Origin of the sequence: Actinomadura sp. 3N508 (assembly GCF_044326375.1) — a bacterium.
Taxonomy (GTDB): Bacteria; Actinomycetota; Actinomycetes; order Streptosporangiales; family Streptosporangiaceae; genus Spirillospora.
The window spans coordinates 269,494-286,636 of the sequence record NZ_JBIRAX010000008.1; the positions used below are offsets into that span (position 1 = coordinate 269,494).

A 17,143-nucleotide genomic window follows, 5' to 3' on the forward strand; every position below is an offset into this window, starting at 1 on the left:
CCCACGTCTACCGGGAGGAACACGTGATCAAGGTCGGGGTGCTGGGCGCGAAGGGGCGCATGGGGGCCGAGGTGTGCCGCGCCGTGCAAGGGGCCGACGACATGGAACTGGTCGCCGCCGTCGACCAGGACGACCCGCGCGACGCGCTGACCGCCGCCGAGGTCGTCGTCGACTTCACCCACCCCGCCGTCGTCATGGACAACCTCCAGTGGTGCGTCGAGCACGGCCTGCACGCGGTCGTCGGCACCACCGGGTTCGACCCGTCCCGGCTCGACACCGTCCGCTCCTGGCTGACCGACGAATCGTCCGGCAACGTCATCATCGCGCCGAACTTCGGCATCGGCGCGGTGCTGATGATGCACTTCGCGCAGAAGGCGGCCCCGTTCTTCGAGTCCGTCGAGATCGTCGAGACGCACCACCCGAACAAGGCGGACGCCCCGTCCGGCACCGCCTACCGCACCGCCGAGCTGGTCGCCGCGGCCCGCGCCGAGGCCGGCGTGTCCGCCTCCCCGGACGCCACCACGTCCGAGGTGGACGGGGCCCGCGGCGCCGACGTGGACGGCGTCCGCGTGCACGCCGTCCGCCTGTCGGGCGCCGTCGCCCACCAGCAGGTCGTCCTCGGCGGCCACGGCGAGCTGTTCACCATCCGGCACGACTCGATGGACCGCGCGTCGTTCATGCCGGGCGTGCTCCTCGCCGTCCGCCGCATCCCCGGCCTCGACCGCCTCACCCTAGGCATCGAGTCCCTCCTCGGCCTGTGATCGGCGTCCGCCCGGCCGCACCGTCCGACTACGACCGCATCATCGCCGTCGTGGACGACTGGTGGGGCCGGGAGATTCACGGCATCCTGCCCCGCCTCTTCCTCGACCACTTCCACCGCACCAGCCTCGTCGCCGAATCCGGGGACGACCTGGCGGGCTTCCTCGTCGGCTTCTTGTCACCGTCCCAGCCCGACACCGCCTACATCCACTTCGTGGGCGTGAACCCGGCCCATCGCGGTGCGGGCCTGGCCCGCCGCCTCTACGAAACCTTCTTCGCCCTGGCCGCCGCCGATGGCCGCACGGCCGTCCGAGCGCTCACGTCCCCGCAGAACACCGGCTCGATCGCCTTCCACAAGGCCATGGGCTTCACCACCACGCACGCCCCGTCCCACGACGGCCCAGCCCCCCGGGTCCTCTTCCACCGCTCCCTCCCACAGCCGGTCAGTCCAGGGCGGTGAGGTCGAGGGAGGCCAGGCGGGCGGGGTCGGCGAGGATGTCGATGGCGGCGATCCTGCCGTTCACGACCGTGAAGGACAGGACGGACCGCGCGCGTCCGGCCGCGACGCCGACCACCCCGGCGGCGCCGTTGACCAGCGCCGGGCGGGCCTTGCCGCCGACTCCGCGGAACAGGAGCGCCTGACCGGCGACCGCCTCCGCGCCGTGCACCACGGTCAGTTCGGCGGCGCCGATGTCGGCGCGCAGGACGACGTCGGGGTCCAGGACGGCGACGAGGGCCTCGAAGTCGCCGCCCTGCGCCGCGGCCTGGAACGCCTGGACGACCTCGCGCTGGCGGGCCGGGTCGCGTTCGGGGGTGGGCGCGGCGCCCCGAACCCGGCGGCGGGCCCGGCTGGCGAGCTGGCGCGCGGCGGCGGGGGAGCGCCCGACGATCGGGGCGATGTCATCGAACGGGATCCCGAAGGTGTCGTGCAGGACGAACGCGAGCCGCTCGGCGGGCGTGAGCGACTGGAGCACCACCAGCAGCGCCAGCCCGACCGAGTCGGCCATCAGCGCCTCATGCTCTGGGTCGAGCCCGGACGCGGGGCCGATGACCGGGTCCGGGAGGCGCTCCTCAAGCGGGTCCTCGCGACGCGCGGTGCGGGAGCGCAGCATGTCGAGGCACACGCGCCCGACGACGGTGGTCAGCCAGCCGCCCAGGTTCTCGATGGCGCCGGCGTCGGAGCGGCTGAGCCGGAACCACGATTCCTGGACGGCGTCGTCCGCCTCCGCGAGCGAACCGAGCATCCGGTAGGCGACCGCCCTGAGATGCACACGGTGCTTCTCGAACTCGTCCGCGAGGAACTCGCGCCCGTCCATCGACACCCCTCTCGCCGGCCCACGTCATAACACTGACGAAGCACGCGAACGAGATGTGACACTGCCCGGACGGCTCAGCCGCCCTGCTGCCATGGCTCCCAGATGTCCGTGGGGATCTCCAGCCCGAACGGCTCAGGCAGCTTGACGGCCTCCCCGAATTCCCAGCTCACCGAGGCCGAGTACACGCCCTTGGACGTGTCGGGGTCGGAGAAGAGCGTGGTCCGGGCTGCCTTTGGGTCACGGTCGACCAGCAGGTAGTACGGGATGCCCACCCGGGCGTAGCCGCTCCATTTGGTCGGCTTGACCCTCCGCTTGCCAGGGAGCCGGTCCTCGTGCACGGTGCTGGGAGAGGTCACCTCGAGCGCGAGCTGGAGATGCTCTGGACGGGCCTTCTTGAGCTGTGCACGTCGCGCCTGGTCGGCGATCCCCTTGTCGAGAACGCACAGGTCCGGTATGTACCCGTCGTGGATATCGCTCAGATCCAGGTCCTGGGCCGAGACGCAGCGCCACCGGAACCCGGGGTTCTGGCTGCGCGCCGCCGCGATGGCGTCGGCGATGTCCTGAACGATGAAGTTGTGAGCCATGTCCGGCCCTGGTGACACGATGATCTCCCCACCGATGATCTCGACTCGGGTGCCGTCGTGGGGAAGATCGAGTACGTCGGCGAGTTCGTCCTGCATCCAGAGGTTGTAGGGGGTGTCGGGGAGCTCGCGGTGGTGGTGAACAACGGCAAGAGTGTTCACTTTGGGTGATTCCTCCATCACGTTCGGCTCCCGTCACCTTAAAGGACCGTGAGTAGCCAGCGTACCCGGATTCGGTGATCGCGTTCCGGGGCCGCCGATCGCGGAAGTGCGTGTGCGCTGGTCAGTGGGGGGTGGCGAAGCCGTGCTTGTTGAACAGGGCTTGTGCGGGTGGGGTGGTCAGCCAGGAGATGAAGGCGGTCGCGGCGTCCTTGTGGTCGCTGTCCTGGACGGTCGCCGCGGGGAAGGTCGCGGTGACGTTCGCGTCCGCCGGGATGGGGACGCTGCTCGCCGCGACGCCCGCCGAGCGCAGGTCGGTGACGTAGACGATGCCCGCGTCCGCCTCGCCGGAGCGCACCCGGTCCAGGACGGCCCGCGCGCTGATCTCCTCCGAGCTCCACCGGACGGTCAGGCCCGCCTTCGTGAACGCCTGCCGGGTGTAGCGGCCCACCGGGACCGTCCCGGCGCCGACCACGATCCGCAGGCCGCGCCGGGTCAGATCGCTGAGGCGGAGGATGCGCCGCGGGTTGCCGGGGCCGACGGCGATGGTCAGCGAGGTCTGCGCGACGATCCGGGGCGGTCCCGCCAACTGCTCCTTGACCTCGTTGATGCTGACGGTGTCCGCCGCCAGCAGGACGTCGGCCGGATCGTGGTCGGACAGCCGGTCGGCCATGTCGGGTGCGGCGCCGTACTCGAAACGGAGCTTGACGCTTGGGTTCTCCTGGGCGTACGCCCTGCCGAGCTCGTCGGACACCTCCGTCAGGGACGAGGCGGCCAGGACGGTGAGCGTCGCCGGGCCGGACGAGCCGCCGCAGCCCGTGCCCAGGCCGGGGACGGCGAGCGCGATGAGCAGGGCGGACGCGCGGAACCGCCGCCGACGGGGGGAATCGGGCATATGGCTTCATCCTACGGTTGCGGGGGATGCGCTCCCGGGATTCGGCCTGGCGTGTCAGTGCCGCGCACTAATGTTTGCCGCGACCGGAGATCACGTCCTCGGAGGCCCGACGATGTCGCTCGACCTGATGGAAATGCTGCCCGGCGACTGGCGGGAGCGGCTCGACCCGCTGCTCGACCCGATCGCCACCGCCGCACTGGGAGCGTTCGTCGCGGGGGAGTACGCCGCCCAGACCGTCTACCCGCCGCAGGACGACCTGTTCAGCGCGTTCCGGCACTGCCCGTTCGACAGTGCCCGCGTCCTGATCCTCGGCCAGGACCCCTACCACGGGCCCGGCCAGGCGCACGGGCTCAGTTTCAGCGTGCGCGACGGCGTCCGGCTGCCGCCGTCGCTGCGCAACATCTACAAGGAGCTGGCGACCGACCTGGAGGTGCCGGTCGCGACGTCCGGTGACCTCACCCGCTGGGCCGACCAGGGGGTGCTGCTGCTGAACGCGGTGCTGACCGTGCGCGGCGGCGAGGCGGGCTCGCACGCGGGCAAGGGCTGGGAAGACTTCACCGACGCCGCGATCCGCGCGCTGAACGACAAGACCGAGCGTGTGGTGTTCGTGCTCTGGGGCGCCTACGCCCGCAAGAAGGCCCGGCTCATCACCGGCGCGCAGCACACCGTGATCGAGTCGGCGCACCCGAGCCCGCTGAGCGCCAAGAAGTTCTTCGGGACGCGGCCGTTCAGCGCCGTGAACAAGGCCCTTGTCGATGCGGGCCGTCCCGAGATCAACTGGGGGGCGGCCGCCGCGCAGGACGGCTGAGGCACCCCTCACTCCTGCGGGGGAAGCAGGGGGGCGGTTTCACCCGGTGGCGGGAAGTGGCGCGGGGCCGGTCCGCGCCATCGTCGGGGCATGACGGTTTCAGTTCTCGCTGGGCGGGCGCCTGTCACGGGCGCCCGGCTCGGGCGGCTGCGGCTGGGGGTGTGCGCGGCGACCGTCGCGGCGTGCGTCCCCTACCTCAGCCTCAAGATCGCATGGTTGTCCGGCAGCACGGTCGGGTGGAACGACACGGAGGCGGCCAAGGACTCCGCGCTCTACGTGGGCAACGCGATCACCATGGGGATGGACGCGATCGCCGTGCTGATCGTCCTGGCGTTCACGTTCCGCTGGGGCCTGCGCATCCCGGCGTGGCTGGTGCTGACGCCGATGTGGATCGGGGCCGGGCTCCTCGCGCCGATCGCGCTGGCCGTCCCGCTCGGTGCTCTGGTGCAGACGTTGTTCTCGTCCGAGCCGCTCACTGCGTCAGACAGCGCGATGCAGGGATGGGTGTTCGGCGTCGTGTACACGGGCTTCACGTTGCAGGGGATCGGGCTGCTCACGGCCTTCGTGCTGTACGCGCGGGGAAGGTGGCCGGACGTTTTCGCCGCCCGTACCAAGGAGGTCGCCAAGGGCGCGACGCATGCGCTGCAGGTGCTTTTGGCAAGGACCGCGGTGGTGTTCGCCGTCGCCTTCGCGGCCGTGCAGCTCTACTGGGCGTTCGGCGGGACGGCCGGGATCCGCGCCGGAGAGCTCGAGAACCGGGGCGCGGTCCAGCAGCTCGCCGACGGCGTGATGGGCCTGCTGGCGCTGGCGGGGGCCGTGGCGCTGCTCGCGATCGTCCGGCGGGCGGGCCGCCCGGAGCGGTTCGCGGTGCCGCTGGCGTGCGCGTGGATCGGCGCGGGCGCCACGTTCGCGTGGTCGTTCTACCGGCTGATCACGCTGCTCAGCCAGCCGGAGTTCCTCGACTCGGGCTCCTCCAGCGCGCTCAACCTGACGACGCTCTGCGGGCTGCTCGCCGGGCTTCTCATGGGCGTCACCGGTGCCGTCCTGCTCGCCGAGCGGGACGCGGACGACGCTCAGAGCGCGAGGCCCACCGCCAGCAGGACGCCGTAGACGATCTGGAGCCGGCCGGTCTCGCCCAGCACGGGGATCAGGGCGGGGCCGGTCGCACCGCCCAGCACCTTCTGCGTCGGCGGGAGCGACAGCGGCGCGGCGAGCAGCGCGAGCAGCGCCCACGGATGCGGCGCCGCCAGCACCAGGACGATCATGAACGGCAGCGCGGTGCACGCCGCGTACAGCATGCGCGTCCAGCGGTCGCCGAGCACGACGGCGAGGGTCCGCTTCCCGGCCTCGCGGTCGGTGGGGATGTCGCGCAGGTTGTTCGCGACGAGCAGCCCGCAGGCCAGCATCCCGATCGGCACCGCCGCCGCCCACGCCTCCCACGGCAGGCCCTCGACCTGGACGTACACCGTCCCGACGACGGCGACGAGGCCGAAGAACACGAACACCGACACCTCGCCCAGCGCGCGGTACCCGTACGGGGTCTTGCCGCCCGTGTAGAACCAGGCCGCGAGGATCGCGAACGCGCCGACGAGCAGCAGCCACCAGGTCGTCACGGCGGCGAGGACGAGCCCGGCGACGGCGGCGGCGAGGAAGCAGCCGAGCGCGGCGGCGAGGACCTGCTTCGGCGGCGCGACCTTCGATCCGACGAGGCGGAGCGGGCCGACGCGGTCCTCGTCGGTGCCGCGGACGCCGTCGCTGTAGTCGTTGGAGTAGTTCACGCCGATCTGCAGGACGAGCGCGACGATCGCGGCGAGCACGGCGCGCCACCAGACCGCGCCGCCCGCACCGGCGGCGACGCCGGTGCCGACGACGACCGGGACGAGGGACGCGGGCAGGGTGCGGGGCCGGGATCCGGCGACCCATTGGGAGAGCGTGGCCACAGTTACCGCTCGTTCTCGTGGGGCGACAGGGGGACTATCCCTTCGATTCTTCCCGATGATCACCGGCGGGGCGCAGCCGCATCGACACGGCGAGCCCCAGGGCCAGGATCGCGGCGGTGGTGAGGGCGGCATTTCTGGTCGCGACGGCGAGGCTCTCGTCGGCGGCGCGGGCCTCGACGGCCCGTGCGGGCGTGCCGTGCAGCTCGCGTCCGTAGGTTCCGGCGCTCTCGCGCAGGTCGTGGGCGACGGCGGCGCGCTCCTGCGGGGGCAGCGCGGAGCCGGCGAGCCGGTCGGTCATGGCGTGGCCGAGGCTCGTGGCGAACACCGTCCCGATGGCGGCGATGCCGAGCGCGGCGCCGACCTGGCGGGCCGTGGACTGGGTGCCGGACGCCTGGCCCGCCTGCGCCTGCGGGACGTCCGCCAGCGACACGTTCGTCAGCTGCGCCGACGTCAGGCCGAGGCCCAGCCCGTACAGCAGCATCCACGGCGCGAGCCCGAGCCCGCCGGTGGACGCGGACACCGTGACGCCCAGCGCGAGGACCGCGCCGACCTCCAGCGCCATGCCGATCTGCACGACCCGGTGCGCTCCGCGCCGGTTGGCGAGGTTGCCCGCGTACCCGCCGGACAGGAACGCGCCTACGGCCAGCGGCAGGATCGCGACGCTGATCTCCAGCGGGTTCGTGCCGTGCACGCCGAGCAGGAACAGCGGCAGGACGAACAGCAGCCCCAGCTCGCCGACGTTGATCAGGGCGGACGCGAGGTTCCCGCGGCGGAAGTTCGGGATGCGGAACAGGCCGAGGTCGAGCAGGACGGAGCGTCCGGCCGCCGCCCTGGACCGTTCGACGACCACCAGCGCCGCGAGCAGCACCGCCCCCAGGGCCAGGACGATCGGCACGGGCGAGAGCCCCGGCTCCGGCCAGTCGAACCCGGCCGGCGAGAACGGGCGCGTCGGAACCCACCAGCCGTACGTCTGGCCCTCGATGATCCCGAACACCAGCGCGCCGAGGCCGAGCGTGGACAGCAGCCCGCCCGGCCAGTCGACATCGCGACGCGCTTGTAGGGGACGCGGCTGCCGGGTCTCGGGCAGCAGCCACAGCGCGCCCGCGATCAGCGCGACGCCGAGCGGCAGGTTGATCCCGAAGGCCCAGCGCCAGCCGCCGCCGGTGGCGAGCGCGCCGCCGGCGAGCGGCCCGAGCGCCGCCATGCCGCTGATCATCGAGCCCCAGATCCCGAACGCGACGGCCCGGTCTCGCCCGGTGAAGACGGCGTTCACCGTCGACAGCGTCGCCGGCAGGACCATCGAGGCGCCGACGCCCTGGAGCGCGCGTGCGCCGATCAGCGCCGCGCCGCCGCCCGCGAGCGCGGCGCCCACGCTCGCCGCCGTGAACACCGTCACGCCGAGCACGAACATCCGCCGCCGCCCGAACAGGTCGCCCGCGCGCCCGAACGGGATCAGCAGCGCGGCGAACACCAGCGCGTAGATCGAGGTGAACCATTCGGCGCCGGTGGTCGTGAGGCCCAGGTCGGTGACCATCCGCGGGAGCAGGACGCCCACGATCGTCGCGTCCACCACGATCAGCGAGACGCCCAGGCTGATGACGACCATGCCGAGCCAGCGGCGCCGTCCGGCGGCGGGCTCCGCGGGCGCGGGCACGCGCGGCGGCGTCAGGGAGGTGGACTCGGGCACGGCTTCAAAGATATGGGCGGGGCGCCCGCGCTCCGCACCGCCCCCTGGTCAACCGGTCAGCCCGTGTTGTCGGTGATGTCGGTGTGCAGGCGGATCTGGCGGACGGGGTCGCCCATGTCGAGCGTCCGGGCCGTCCCGTCGGGGGCCCAGCCGGCCGAGCCGAGGAACGTGCGGGTGACCTCGTCGTCCTCGAACGTCCAGGCGATCAGGGTGGCGAAGCCGTCCTCGCGGAGCAGGTCGACGGTCGCGGCGAGCAGCCGGCTGCCGTGCCCGGCGCGGGCGTGCAGCGGGTCGACCAGCAGCGTGATCAGCTCGGCGGTGTCGGCCGGGTCGAGGTCCGGATCTTCGGCGGGGGCGTGCGCGGCGAACCCGACGACAAGGTCGGACGCCACGGCGACGAGCAGCCGGTGCCGCGGGCTCGGCGGCGCGATGGCCGCCTCCGTCCACTTCTCGCGCCACACCTCAAGCGCGGCGGGCCCGGTCACCTCGGCGAGGACGCCGGCGGGCAGCAGATCGCGGTAGCCCTGCCGCCAGGCCCGCACCTGGATGTCGGCGACGGCGGCGGCGTCCGCCCGCCGTGCGGGCCGCACTCCGGCATCGGCCATGGGGTGGCACGTCCTCTCCGTCCGGGATCATCGCCCACCCTAGGCCCCGGGCACGCGGTCAGGTCCGGCGGCGGGCCCGGTAGGCGCGGGTCTTGGTGCGGTTCCCGCAGACGCTCATCGAGCACCAGGCGCGGGACCGGTTCTTGGACGTGTCCAGGAACGCCCAGCGGCAGGTGTCCTCCTGGCAGGCCTTCAGCCGGGGCCAGGACCCGGCGGCGACCGAGTCCATGATCGCCGCGGCGAGGCGGGCCAGCCCGGCGGCGGCCGTGCCGGGCGGATCCAGGGGGACGAGGCCCGGCCGCGCCCCGGTGAGCGTGACCCGCAGGGGCAGGGCGGCGAGGGCGTCGTCCAGCTCTTCGGGGAAGCCGGCGCCGCGCGGCCCGTGGTGCGCGGACCCATGGTGTGCCGACAGGGCCTCGCGCAGGCCCTCGCGGAGCGCGATGGCGGTGGTCAGGTCGGTTCCGGACGCCCGCGCCCCCGCCGGGACGAGCCCGCGCCCGGCCAGCCATGCGGCGAGCAGTTCCGGCGTCGCGAGCTCGTCCTCGGCGGCCTCGACGTTCAGCGTGTTGACGAAGTCCCTGAGCAGCGTCGCGGGGTCGTCCTGAGCCTCGGCCATCACCCCTCCTGCCTGTTCGCGCGCGCAGTCTACCAACGTCCGACACCGGCATACTCAGTTTACCGGTTGCAACTCCGCGACACCAGCGTTAGTGTTTAGGTGGTGTCAATCCACGGGAGGACGATCATGAACGCGCTGCCGTACCTCGCCCGGCCCGCCACGCGGCACGCATGGGCCCAGCGTGAGTACGCCCGGCTGCAGGCCGACATCGTCGAGGCGACCCTCATCGCCCACGCCCGGTCGGCCGGACGCGCCGGACGGATCCGCCGCTGGCTCCTCGACGGGGTGCCCGACCGGTTCGGCACCCGGCGGCACCGCCGCCACCCGGCCTCGCCCGTGGCCGGATGCAGGCGGGCCGCCGCGCGCTCCTTCCAGACGGCGCACGCGCTGCGGACGGCCGGGGGAGTCCGATGAGCGGCATCAAGCCGGCCGTGACCACCGTCGTGTTCGACTGCACCGACCTCGACGCCATGGCGGCCTTCTGGGGCGGGCTCCTCGGCATGAAGACGACCTCGCGCGACGACGACTGGCTCGATCTGGAGCCGCTCGCGGGCGACGGCCCGGTGCTGGCGTTCCAGCTCGTCCCAGAGCCGAAGGCGATCAAGAACCGGGTCCACCTCGACCTGGACGTCCCCGACATCCACGCGGCGGGGGAGCGGGCGCGGCGGCTCGGCGGGAGGCCCGCGGGCGAGCCGATGGGGAACCCGCGGACGCCCTTCCAGGTCTGGCGCGACCCGGAGGGTAACGAATTCTGCTTCTGTACCGCTTCAGGAATGAAGGACTGAGCTGAGGCGCCGGACACCCTCCGCCAGTTCCGGCTCCGAGGCCGCCGTCCCGTAGCTGATTCGCAGGTACGGGGCGGGGGCTTCGGCGGGGAAGAACGGCCGCCCTGCGCTGACCAGCACACCGGCGCGCAGGGCGGCCTCTGCCAACGCGGTGTCGTCCACGCCGCCGGGCAGCCGTGCCCATACGTGCAGGCTGCCGTCCGGACGGTTCACGCGCAGCTCGGGCAGGTCGCGGGCGAACGCGGTCAGCAGCGCGTCGCGGCGCGACCGCAGCGCCGCGCGGACGGCGCTCAGATGCCGCGGCCAGCCCGGCGAGCTGACCAGTTCGAGCAGCGCCTCCTGCAGCGGCCTGGCCGGGAAGAACTCCTCCACGAGCTGCGTCGCGCGGATCCGCTCGGCGACCGGGCCGCGCGCGATGACCGCCGCGACCCGCAGGCTCGGCGCGGTGGCCTTGGTCAGGGACGCGATGTGCACGACCCGCCCGTCGGCGTCCTGCGCGATCAGCGGCGGCGGGGGCGAGGCGATGCCGAGATGCCGGGCGAAGTCGTCCTCGATCACGAACGCGCCCGCGGCCCGCGCCACCTCCAGCACCTGCCCGCGCCGCTCGCCGCTCAGCACGGTGCCGGTCGGGTTGTGGAAGGTCGGCTGGCTGTAGAGGGCGCGCGCCCCGGTCATCGCGAACGCCTCGGCGAGCAGGTCGGGACGGACGCCGTCCGCGTCCACCGGGACGGGCACCGGATGCAGCCCGCTCGCCCGCGCGACCGCGAGGACGCCCAGATACGTCGGCGACTCGACCAGCAGCGGGGCGTCCGGCGGGAGCAGCGCCCGCAGGACCGTCGTCAGCGACTGCTGCCCGCCGCTGGTGATCACCACGTCGGCGGGGGAGACGGCGCCGCCGACCGTCCGGGCGAACCAGGCGCGCAGCTCGGGCATGCCGCCGAGCCGGGGCATCTCCCAGGCGTCCGGGCGCCGGGCCGCCCGCGCCATCGCCGCCGCGAGAGGCCGCGCCGGCTGGAGCGTCGGGTGCAGGTAGCCGCCGCTGAGCGCGATCACGCCCTCCGGCGGCGGCGTGAGCAGCCACGTGATCCCAGCCGCGTCGACCGACCGGTCGCCGAGCGCCACCGCCTGCCAGCCGAGATCGGCCGGTTCCGCGGCGGCCGCGGCCGGGCGGCGACCGGCGGCGAACGCGCCGCTGCCCGGCCGCGTCACGACGAGGCCCTCGGCCGCCAGCACGGCCAGCGCCCGCGACACCGTCACCGGGCTGACCCGGTGCCGCTCGACCAGGCTCCGGCTGGACGGGAGCCGCTCCCCGGGGCTCATCCGGTGGACGTCGGCCCGCAGCGAATCGGCCAGCGCCGCAACACTGCTATCGTGTTTCATGAAGGCTCAGGATAGCGCTACTGCCGCCATGCCGATAGCGGACACCGGCTCGGGGCGGGGTCTCTGGCTCGCCGCCATCGGCGTCCTGATCTACTCCCTCACCCTCCCCAGCACGGTCCTGGGGCTGGACGGGCTCGACCCGTACCTCATCGGCGTCGGCCGCGCCGCCGCCGCGAGCGTCCTCGCCGCCGCCGTACTGCTACTGGTGCGGGCGCCCCTCCCGCGCCGCGACCAGCTGGCCGGGTTCGCGGTCGTCGTCGGCGGCGTCATCTTCGGGTTCCCCGTGCTCTCCACGCTCGCGCTCGACCACGGCGCCTCGTCCGCGCACTCGGCCGTCGTGGTCGGGCTGCTGCCCGCCGTCACCGCCGTGTTCGGCGTGCTGCGCGCGGGGGAGCGGCCCTCCGGCGCGTTCTGGCTGGCGGGCGCGGCCGGGACGGTCTGCGTCACCGGGTTCGCGCTGATCCGCGGCGCGGGCCATTTCACGGCCGCCGACCTGCTGCTGTTCGGCGCGCTGGTCACCTGCGCGGCGGGCTACACCGAAGGCGCGCGCCTCGCCCGCGACATGGCGGGCTGGCGCGTCATCTCCTGGGCACTCGTGCTGGCCGCGCCGATCACCGTCCCGGTGACGATCTGGCTGCTCGCCACGACCGGCCCCGACTGGACGGGACGCGCCACCCTCGGCTTCGCCTACGTGGCCGCCTTCTCCGCCTACATCGGCTTCTTCGCCTGGTACGAGGGCCTGGCGCGGGCCGGGATCGCGCGCGCTAGCCAGGTCCAGCTCGCCCAGCCGGTCATGACCCTGCTCTGGTCGGGGCTCCTCCTCGGCGAGCGGATCGACGCCACGACCGCGCTGGCCGCCGTCGCCGTGCTGGTCTGCGTGGCCCTCACCCAGCGCACCCGCGTCGACCGGTCACCGGACGCCGTCCGGACGACGGCGGCGACGGACGCGCGCCCACCACACACGCTGGAACAAGGGAGCGCCACGCGCCGATGACTCCGGGCACCGTCCGGAGACCTGCGTCTCCGGGGTCGAGGTCACCCTGCCGACCCCGAAGACTTCATCCCCGAGTCTCGCGTCAGTCCTTCACGATCTGGGCGAGCAGGGTGACGACCCCCACGCCCACCCCGATGGGGATCGCGAACTGCGGAGCGGCGGCGGTCAGGGCGCCCGCGCCGACCGCCACCAGAATGATCACCAGGGCGCGGGTGCTGATCAGAGGTCTCGGTTCGGCCCGATCCGGTCGTACTCGCATGTCGGCTCGACCTCCATCCCGTTGAACGGGTGAGAACCCGGCGGCTTCGGACGAGAACCGTGGGCCACGTCGCCGAGCCGCCTGGTCATCAGAGGATTCCCGCGATGTCAACGGCCGCCGCGCGCGGCGCGCGAACACGTCCCAATCCTGGTCGTTTCATGGGCGGCGGCTGGGCGGGACGAGGGCGAACCGAGGGATGGCGTGTCCGATCCGCTAGAAAGATCCGGGATTATTGCGAGGTGCGGAAGAGCGGGGTAGGTCGTGGTGTGCTGGGCAGGCTGCTGCGCCGGGCGGGCTGGGCCGCGGCCTACGTGTTCGGCCTGGTGGCGCTCGTGTTCGGCGGGGCATGGGTGTGGTGGCAGCAGGAACCGGAGGCGCGCGGCACCGAGGCGAACGCGCTCTGGGCGCGGCACCAGTGGGTCGGCGAGCCGCACACCGACGCCGAGTACCGCACCCTCGGCGACCTGCTGCGGCAGAACCGCATCACCGACGTGTTCTTCCACACCGGCCCCTTCGAGGCGGACGGCACCGTCCCCGCCCACAAGTACCGCCACGCCAAGCAGCTGATCGAGGCTGTCCGCAAGTACGCGCCGGGCGTGCGCGCGCAGGCCTACCTCGGCCAGGTCCGCATCGTGGACGGCCACGGCGTCATCGAGCTGGACGATCCCGCCGTCCGCGCGCAGGTGCTCAGGACCGACGAGATCTTCCTCGACCTCGGGTTCGACGGCATCCACTACGACTTCGAGCCGATCTACCCCGGCGACGCCGCGTTCATGACGCTCATGAGGGCGACCAGCGAGCTGACCCGCTCCCGTGGCAGGCTCCTGTCGGTGGCGCTGGAGCAGCAGACGCTCATGGACGAGGCCCAGCCCGTCTACAAGGCCCTGGTCCCGCGCACCGGCAGGTTCCACCACCCGCCCCGCCCGACCGAGGACTTCCTGCGCGACGTCGCCGGCCTCGCCGACCAGGTCGCGATCATGACCTACGACGTGTCGCTGCCGACCAGGTCCCTCGCCGGATGGCACTTCGCCCGGCACACCCGCACCACGCTGGAGCTCATCGGCGACCGCGCCACGGTGTTCATGGGCGTCCCCACCTACCGTCCCCTCATGGACTGGGCGGAGGATCTGGAGGTCGCGCTGCGGGGCGTCAGGCGCGGGATCGACGACCTGAAGCGTCCGCCCAAGCGCCCGTTCGGTGTCGGCGTCTACGCGGACTGGACGACCGATCCGGACGAATGGGCCTACTACCGCTCCGCGTGGCTGCCCCGGACGGCAAAGAGCGCTGGCGGCTGAGCCCCCGTGCCGCCGAACGCCCCGGGTGATAACGGAACGGTCCCAATTAGCGCGGTACCGGGATACCCGCACGTCGGGCCGCCGGAGATGACCGCGGGGTCACGTTACGCAACCGAGTCCGGGAAGTCGCCGGACTGACCCCGTAACGCCGCATTTGCGTGCCACGATGTGGAGGTGGAGCCGCCGCCACGCGTACCCCCGAGCGTGTGGCGGCGGCTTCCTCCATGCCACGTTCCAGGCCGCGGTCCCCGCCGTGCTCCACGCCGCGTCCGGTAACGCCTCCGCATGCCGTGGATCTCAGCTTGGACCTGCGGGTCCACCTGGCGCGGCCGGAACGGTACCGTTCGATGCATGGCACCCAGCACAACATCCGACGCTCCGTTCGGGCGGATGCTGACCGCGATGGTCACCCCGTTCCTGCCGGACGGGGGCGTCGACTACGACGGCGCCGCGCGCCTCGCGACCCACCTGGTCGACGAGCGGCGCCACGACGGCCTGGTCGTCAACGGGACGACCGGCGAGTCGCCGACGACGAGCGACGACGAGAAACAGCAGCTTCTGCGCGCGGTGATCGACGCGGTCGGCGACCGCGCCGTGATCGTCGCCGGTGCCGGGACCAACCACACCGAGCACACCCTGCAGCTCGCGCGGCAGGCGGAGGCCGCCGGCGCGCACGGCCTGCTCGTGGTGACGCCCTACTACAACAAGCCCCCGCAGGAGGGCCTCGTCCGCCATTTCACGGCCGTGGCCGACGCGACGGGCCTGCCCGCCATGCTCTACGACATCCCGGGACGCGCCGGGGTGCCGATCGAGAACGACACGCTGATCCAGCTCGCCGACCACCCGCGGATCGTCGCCGTCAAGGACGCCAAGGGCGACCTGTTCGGCGCGTCCCGGGTCATGGCGGAGACCGACCTCGTCTGGTACTCCGGCGACGACAACCTGAACCTGCCGTGGCTGTCGGTCGGCGCGGCCGGGTTCGTCAGCGTGGTGGGCCACGTCGTCGGCGCCGAGCTGCATGAGATGATCGAGGCCTACCGTGCCGGCGAGCACGCGCGGGCGCTGCAGATCCACCGGCGGCTGCTGCCCGTGGTCGCCGCCATCATGACCCGTACGCAGGGCGCCATCGCCGTCAAGGCAGCGCTGAACCTGCTCGGCCTGCCCGGCGGCGGCCCGCTTCGCGCGCCGCTCGTGGAGGCCACGCCGGAGTTCGCGGCGCGCCTGCGTGAAGACCTCACGATAGGGGGAGTCAAAGTGCCTGAGGCAGTCACGCCGGAGGTCGCCCGGTGAGTCATCCTCACCCGGAGCTGTCGGATCCGCCCGCGCCGCCCAAGGGCGGGCTGCGCATCGTCGCGCTCGGCGGGCTGGGGGAGATTGGCCGCAACATGACGGTGTTCGAGCAGGACGGCCGCCTGCTCGTCGTCGACTGCGGCGTCCTGTTCCCCGAGACCGAACAGCCCGGCATCGACCTGATCCTGCCCGACTTCGAATACATCAGGGACCGCCTGGACGACATCGAGGCCGTCATCCTCACCCACGGCCACGAGGACCACATCGGCGCCGTGCCGTACCTGCTGCGCGAGCGCCGCGACGTCCCGCTGGTCGGCTCGAAGCTGACGCTGGCGCTGATCGAGGCCAAGCTCACCGAGCACCGCATCAAACCCGTGACCGACGTGGTCGCGGAGGGCGAGCGTCGGGTGCTCGGCCCGTTCGACGTCGAGTTCCTCGCCGTCAACCACTCGATCCCGGACGCGCTCGCCATCGCCGTCCGGACGCCCGCCGGGCTCGTCCTGCACACCGGCGACTTCAAGATGGACCAGCTTCCGCTGGACGGCCGGCTCACCGACCTGCCCGGTTTCGCGCGGCTCGGCGCCGAGGGCATCGACCTGCTGATGTCCGACTCGACCAACGCCGAGATGCCCGGGTTCGTCACCAGCGAGCGCAACATCGGCCCGGTCGTGGACGAGGTGTTCCACACCGCGCAGGGGCGGCTCATCGTCGCCTGCTTCGCCTCGCACGTCCACCGCGTCCAGCAGGTCCTGGACGCGGCCGTCGCCAATGGCCGCAAGGTCTGCTTCGTCGGGCGGTCGATGGTCCGCAACATGGGCGTCGCGCGCGAGCTCGGCTACCTCACCGTCCCCGACGACATCATGGTCGACCAGAAAGACCTGGACGACATCCCCGGCGACCGCCTCGTCCTGGTGTGCACCGGGTCGCAGGGCGAGCCGATGTCGGCGCTGTCGCGGATGGCGAACCGCGACCACTCGATCCGGATCACCGAGCGCGACACGGTGATGCTCGCGTCCTCGCTGATCCCGGGCAACGAGAACGCGGTCAACCGCGTCATCAACGGGCTGACCCGGTGGGGGGCGCGCGTCATCCACAAGGGGAACGCGCTGGTGCACGTGTCCGGGCACGCCTCCGCGGGCGAGCTGCTGTACGTGCTGAACGTCACCAAGCCCGCCAACTTCATGCCGATCCACGGCGAATGGCGGCACCTGCGCGCGCACGCCAAGCTCGCCGCGCTGACCGGCGTGCCGGAGGACGGCATCGTCATCGCCGAGGACGGCGTCGTCGTCGACCTCGTGGACGGGCGCGCCCGCATCGTCGGCGCCGTCCCCGCCGGCTACGTGTACGTGGACGGCCTGTCGGTCGGCGAGGTCACCGAGACCTCGCTGAAGGACCGGCGCATCCTCGGCGAGGAGGGCTTCGTGTCCATCGTCGTCGGGATCGACACCACGTCCGGCAAGCTCGTCGCCGGGCCCGAGGTGCACGCCCGCGGCGCCGGCATCGTCAACGAGGACTTCGACGAGGTCATCGAGCGGATCGAGGGCGTGCTGCGGGAGGCGGCCGGCAACGGCGTCAACGACCTGCACCAGATCAATCAGCTCATCCGCCGCACCGTCGGGAAATGGGTCAGCGACAACTACCGCCGCCGCCCGATGATCGTCCCGGTGGTCGTGGAGGTCTAGCCGGGGGAGGCCCGGTACCGGGACGGCGGGCGCGCGTCAACACGCCCGCCCGCCATCCCGGGAACCTCTTGGGTCCCCGGTTACTCTCATAA

The 17,143-nt window shown here is 72.7% G+C and carries 19 protein-coding genes; 10 read left to right on the top strand and 9 right to left on the bottom strand.

From position 1 onward, the window contains the following. The first annotated feature begins 23 nt into the window (after window positions 1–23). Both dapB and ACH34S_RS27740 read left to right on the top strand, forming a co-directional pair. Window positions 24–761, top strand: a complete 738-nt coding sequence (gene dapB, locus ACH34S_RS27735) for a 4-hydroxy-tetrahydrodipicolinate reductase (protein WP_395955732.1) — start codon at window positions 24–26, stop codon at window positions 759–761. Next, entirely contained in the window at window positions 758–1,219 is a 462-nt protein-coding gene (locus tag ACH34S_RS27740; protein ID WP_395955733.1) for a GNAT family N-acetyltransferase, read from the top strand. The genes dapB and ACH34S_RS27740 overlap by 4 nt, the downstream gene beginning before the upstream one ends. On the opposite strand, the gene ACH34S_RS27745 is transcribed toward ACH34S_RS27740, so the two are convergent. The 3 genes from ACH34S_RS27745 to modA all read right to left on the bottom strand — a co-directional run bounded on the left by ACH34S_RS27745 (window position 1,203) and on the right by modA (window position 3,710). Then, window positions 1,203–2,075, bottom strand: a complete 873-nt coding sequence (locus ACH34S_RS27745; RefSeq protein WP_395955734.1) for a sigma-70 family RNA polymerase sigma factor — start codon at window positions 2,073–2,075, stop codon at window positions 1,203–1,205. The two genes, ACH34S_RS27740 and ACH34S_RS27745, sit on opposite strands and share 17 nt — an antisense overlap. A gap of 74 nt (window positions 2,076–2,149) precedes the next feature. After that, a complete protein-coding gene (locus ACH34S_RS27750) occupies window positions 2,150–2,818 on the bottom strand; it encodes a Uma2 family endonuclease (protein ID WP_395955735.1) in 669 nt (222 codons plus the stop codon). A gap of 121 nt (window positions 2,819–2,939) precedes the next feature. After that, window positions 2,940–3,710: a molybdate ABC transporter substrate-binding protein gene (gene modA, locus ACH34S_RS27755; protein WP_395955736.1), complete on the bottom strand. Its 771-nt coding sequence runs from the start codon at window positions 3,708–3,710 to the stop codon at window positions 2,940–2,942. Between the two features lie 112 nt (window positions 3,711–3,822). On the opposite strand from modA, the gene ACH34S_RS27760 reads away from it, so the two are divergent. Both ACH34S_RS27760 and ACH34S_RS27765 read left to right on the top strand, forming a co-directional pair. After that, window positions 3,823–4,518, top strand: a complete 696-nt coding sequence (locus ACH34S_RS27760; RefSeq protein ID WP_395955737.1) for a uracil-DNA glycosylase — start codon at window positions 3,823–3,825, stop codon at window positions 4,516–4,518. Window positions 4,519–4,608: 90 nt separating this feature from the next. Continuing rightward, a complete protein-coding gene (locus tag ACH34S_RS27765; protein ID WP_395955738.1) occupies window positions 4,609–5,628 on the top strand; it encodes a hypothetical protein in 1,020 nt (339 codons plus the stop codon). Here the strand turns inward: ACH34S_RS27765 and ACH34S_RS27770 are convergent. From ACH34S_RS27770 to ACH34S_RS27785, 4 genes are read right to left on the bottom strand one after another with little or no spacing between them, the layout of a single operon-like run. Beyond that, a complete protein-coding gene (locus tag ACH34S_RS27770) occupies window positions 5,592–6,458 on the bottom strand; it encodes a 1,4-dihydroxy-2-naphthoate polyprenyltransferase (protein WP_395955739.1) in 867 nt (288 codons plus the stop codon). The genes ACH34S_RS27765 and ACH34S_RS27770 overlap by 37 nt on opposite strands. Window positions 6,459–6,492: 34 nt before the next feature. Then, window positions 6,493–8,145: an MFS transporter gene (locus ACH34S_RS27775; RefSeq protein ID WP_395955740.1), complete on the bottom strand. Its 1,653-nt coding sequence runs from the start codon at window positions 8,143–8,145 to the stop codon at window positions 6,493–6,495. A gap of 56 nt (window positions 8,146–8,201) precedes the next feature. Continuing rightward, on the bottom strand, window positions 8,202–8,750 hold the full coding sequence (locus ACH34S_RS27780; RefSeq protein WP_395955741.1) for a GNAT family N-acetyltransferase: 549 nt from the start codon (window positions 8,748–8,750) through the stop codon (window positions 8,202–8,204). 58 nt (window positions 8,751–8,808) lie between these two features. Continuing rightward, entirely contained in the window at window positions 8,809–9,366 is a 558-nt protein-coding gene (locus ACH34S_RS27785; RefSeq protein ID WP_395955742.1) for a CGNR zinc finger domain-containing protein, read from the bottom strand. Between the two features lie 126 nt (window positions 9,367–9,492). Between ACH34S_RS27785 and ACH34S_RS27790 the strand changes: the two genes are divergently transcribed. Then, complete coding sequence (locus ACH34S_RS27790) at window positions 9,493–9,780, top strand: hypothetical protein (protein ID WP_395955743.1); 288 nt, start codon at window positions 9,493–9,495, stop codon at window positions 9,778–9,780. After that, entirely contained in the window at window positions 9,777–10,151 is a 375-nt protein-coding gene (locus ACH34S_RS27795) for a VOC family protein (RefSeq protein WP_395955744.1), read from the top strand. Before ACH34S_RS27790 ends, ACH34S_RS27795 begins: the two co-directional genes overlap by 4 nt. On the opposite strand, the gene ACH34S_RS27800 is transcribed toward ACH34S_RS27795, so the two are convergent. Further along, entirely contained in the window at window positions 10,134–11,531 is a 1,398-nt protein-coding gene (locus ACH34S_RS27800; RefSeq protein ID WP_395955745.1) for a PLP-dependent aminotransferase family protein, read from the bottom strand. The genes ACH34S_RS27795 and ACH34S_RS27800 overlap by 18 nt on opposite strands. Before the next feature lie 28 nt (window positions 11,532–11,559). Between ACH34S_RS27800 and ACH34S_RS27805 the strand changes: the two genes are divergently transcribed. Then, window positions 11,560–12,525, top strand: coding sequence for a DMT family transporter (locus tag ACH34S_RS27805; RefSeq protein WP_395955746.1), 966 nt, complete (start codon window positions 11,560–11,562; stop codon window positions 12,523–12,525). A gap of 82 nt (window positions 12,526–12,607) precedes the next feature. Here ACH34S_RS27805 and ACH34S_RS27810 read toward each other — a convergent pair whose 3' ends face one another. Beyond that, on the bottom strand, window positions 12,608–12,784 hold the full coding sequence (locus tag ACH34S_RS27810) for a hypothetical protein (protein WP_395955747.1): 177 nt from the start codon (window positions 12,782–12,784) through the stop codon (window positions 12,608–12,610). A 266-nt stretch (window positions 12,785–13,050) separates the two neighbouring features. On the opposite strand from ACH34S_RS27810, the gene ACH34S_RS27815 reads away from it, so the two are divergent. From ACH34S_RS27815 to ACH34S_RS27825, 3 genes are all read left to right on the top strand, one after another. Then, window positions 13,051–14,079, top strand: a complete 1,029-nt coding sequence (locus tag ACH34S_RS27815; RefSeq protein WP_395955748.1) for a hypothetical protein — start codon at window positions 13,051–13,053, stop codon at window positions 14,077–14,079. Window positions 14,080–14,430: 351 nt separating this feature from the next. Further along, window positions 14,431–15,369 carry a 4-hydroxy-tetrahydrodipicolinate synthase gene (dapA, locus tag ACH34S_RS27820; protein ID WP_395955749.1) on the top strand — a complete coding sequence of 313 codons (939 nt, stop codon included), beginning with the start codon at window positions 14,431–14,433 and terminating at the stop codon, window positions 15,367–15,369. Beyond that, a complete protein-coding gene (locus ACH34S_RS27825; RefSeq protein ID WP_395955750.1) occupies window positions 15,366–17,051 on the top strand; it encodes a ribonuclease J in 1,686 nt (561 codons plus the stop codon). Before dapA ends, ACH34S_RS27825 begins: the two co-directional genes overlap by 4 nt. Window positions 17,052–17,143 lie beyond the last annotated feature (92 nt).

What these genes read in the sequence shown, in the direction of transcription:
- ACH34S_RS27745 (WP_395955734.1), bottom strand. Translation starts at nt 2,075, where the DNA reads ATGGACGGGCGCGAGTTCCTCGCGGACGAGTTCGAGAAGCACCGTGTG.
- modA (WP_395955736.1), bottom strand. Translation starts at nt 3,710, where the DNA reads ATGCCCGATTCCCCCCGTCGGCGGCGGTTCCGCGCGTCCGCCCTGCTC.
- ACH34S_RS27760 (WP_395955737.1), top strand. Translation starts at nt 3,823, where the DNA reads ATGTCGCTCGACCTGATGGAAATGCTGCCCGGCGACTGGCGGGAGCGG.
- ACH34S_RS27765 (WP_395955738.1), top strand. Translation starts at nt 4,609, where the DNA reads ATGACGGTTTCAGTTCTCGCTGGGCGGGCGCCTGTCACGGGCGCCCGG.
- ACH34S_RS27780 (WP_395955741.1), bottom strand. Translation starts at nt 8,750, where the DNA reads ATGGCCGATGCCGGAGTGCGGCCCGCACGGCGGGCGGACGCCGCCGCC.
- ACH34S_RS27785 (WP_395955742.1), bottom strand. Translation starts at nt 9,366, where the DNA reads ATGGCCGAGGCTCAGGACGACCCCGCGACGCTGCTCAGGGACTTCGTC.
- ACH34S_RS27790 (WP_395955743.1), top strand. Translation starts at nt 9,493, where the DNA reads ATGAACGCGCTGCCGTACCTCGCCCGGCCCGCCACGCGGCACGCATGG.
- ACH34S_RS27795 (WP_395955744.1), top strand. Translation starts at nt 9,777, where the DNA reads ATGAGCGGCATCAAGCCGGCCGTGACCACCGTCGTGTTCGACTGCACC.
- ACH34S_RS27800 (WP_395955745.1), bottom strand. Translation starts at nt 11,531, where the DNA reads ATGAAACACGATAGCAGTGTTGCGGCGCTGGCCGATTCGCTGCGGGCC.
- ACH34S_RS27805 (WP_395955746.1), top strand. Translation starts at nt 11,560, where the DNA reads ATGCCGATAGCGGACACCGGCTCGGGGCGGGGTCTCTGGCTCGCCGCC.
- ACH34S_RS27810 (WP_395955747.1), bottom strand. Translation starts at nt 12,784, where the DNA reads ATGCGAGTACGACCGGATCGGGCCGAACCGAGACCTCTGATCAGCACC.
- dapA (WP_395955749.1), top strand. Translation starts at nt 14,431, where the DNA reads ATGGCACCCAGCACAACATCCGACGCTCCGTTCGGGCGGATGCTGACC.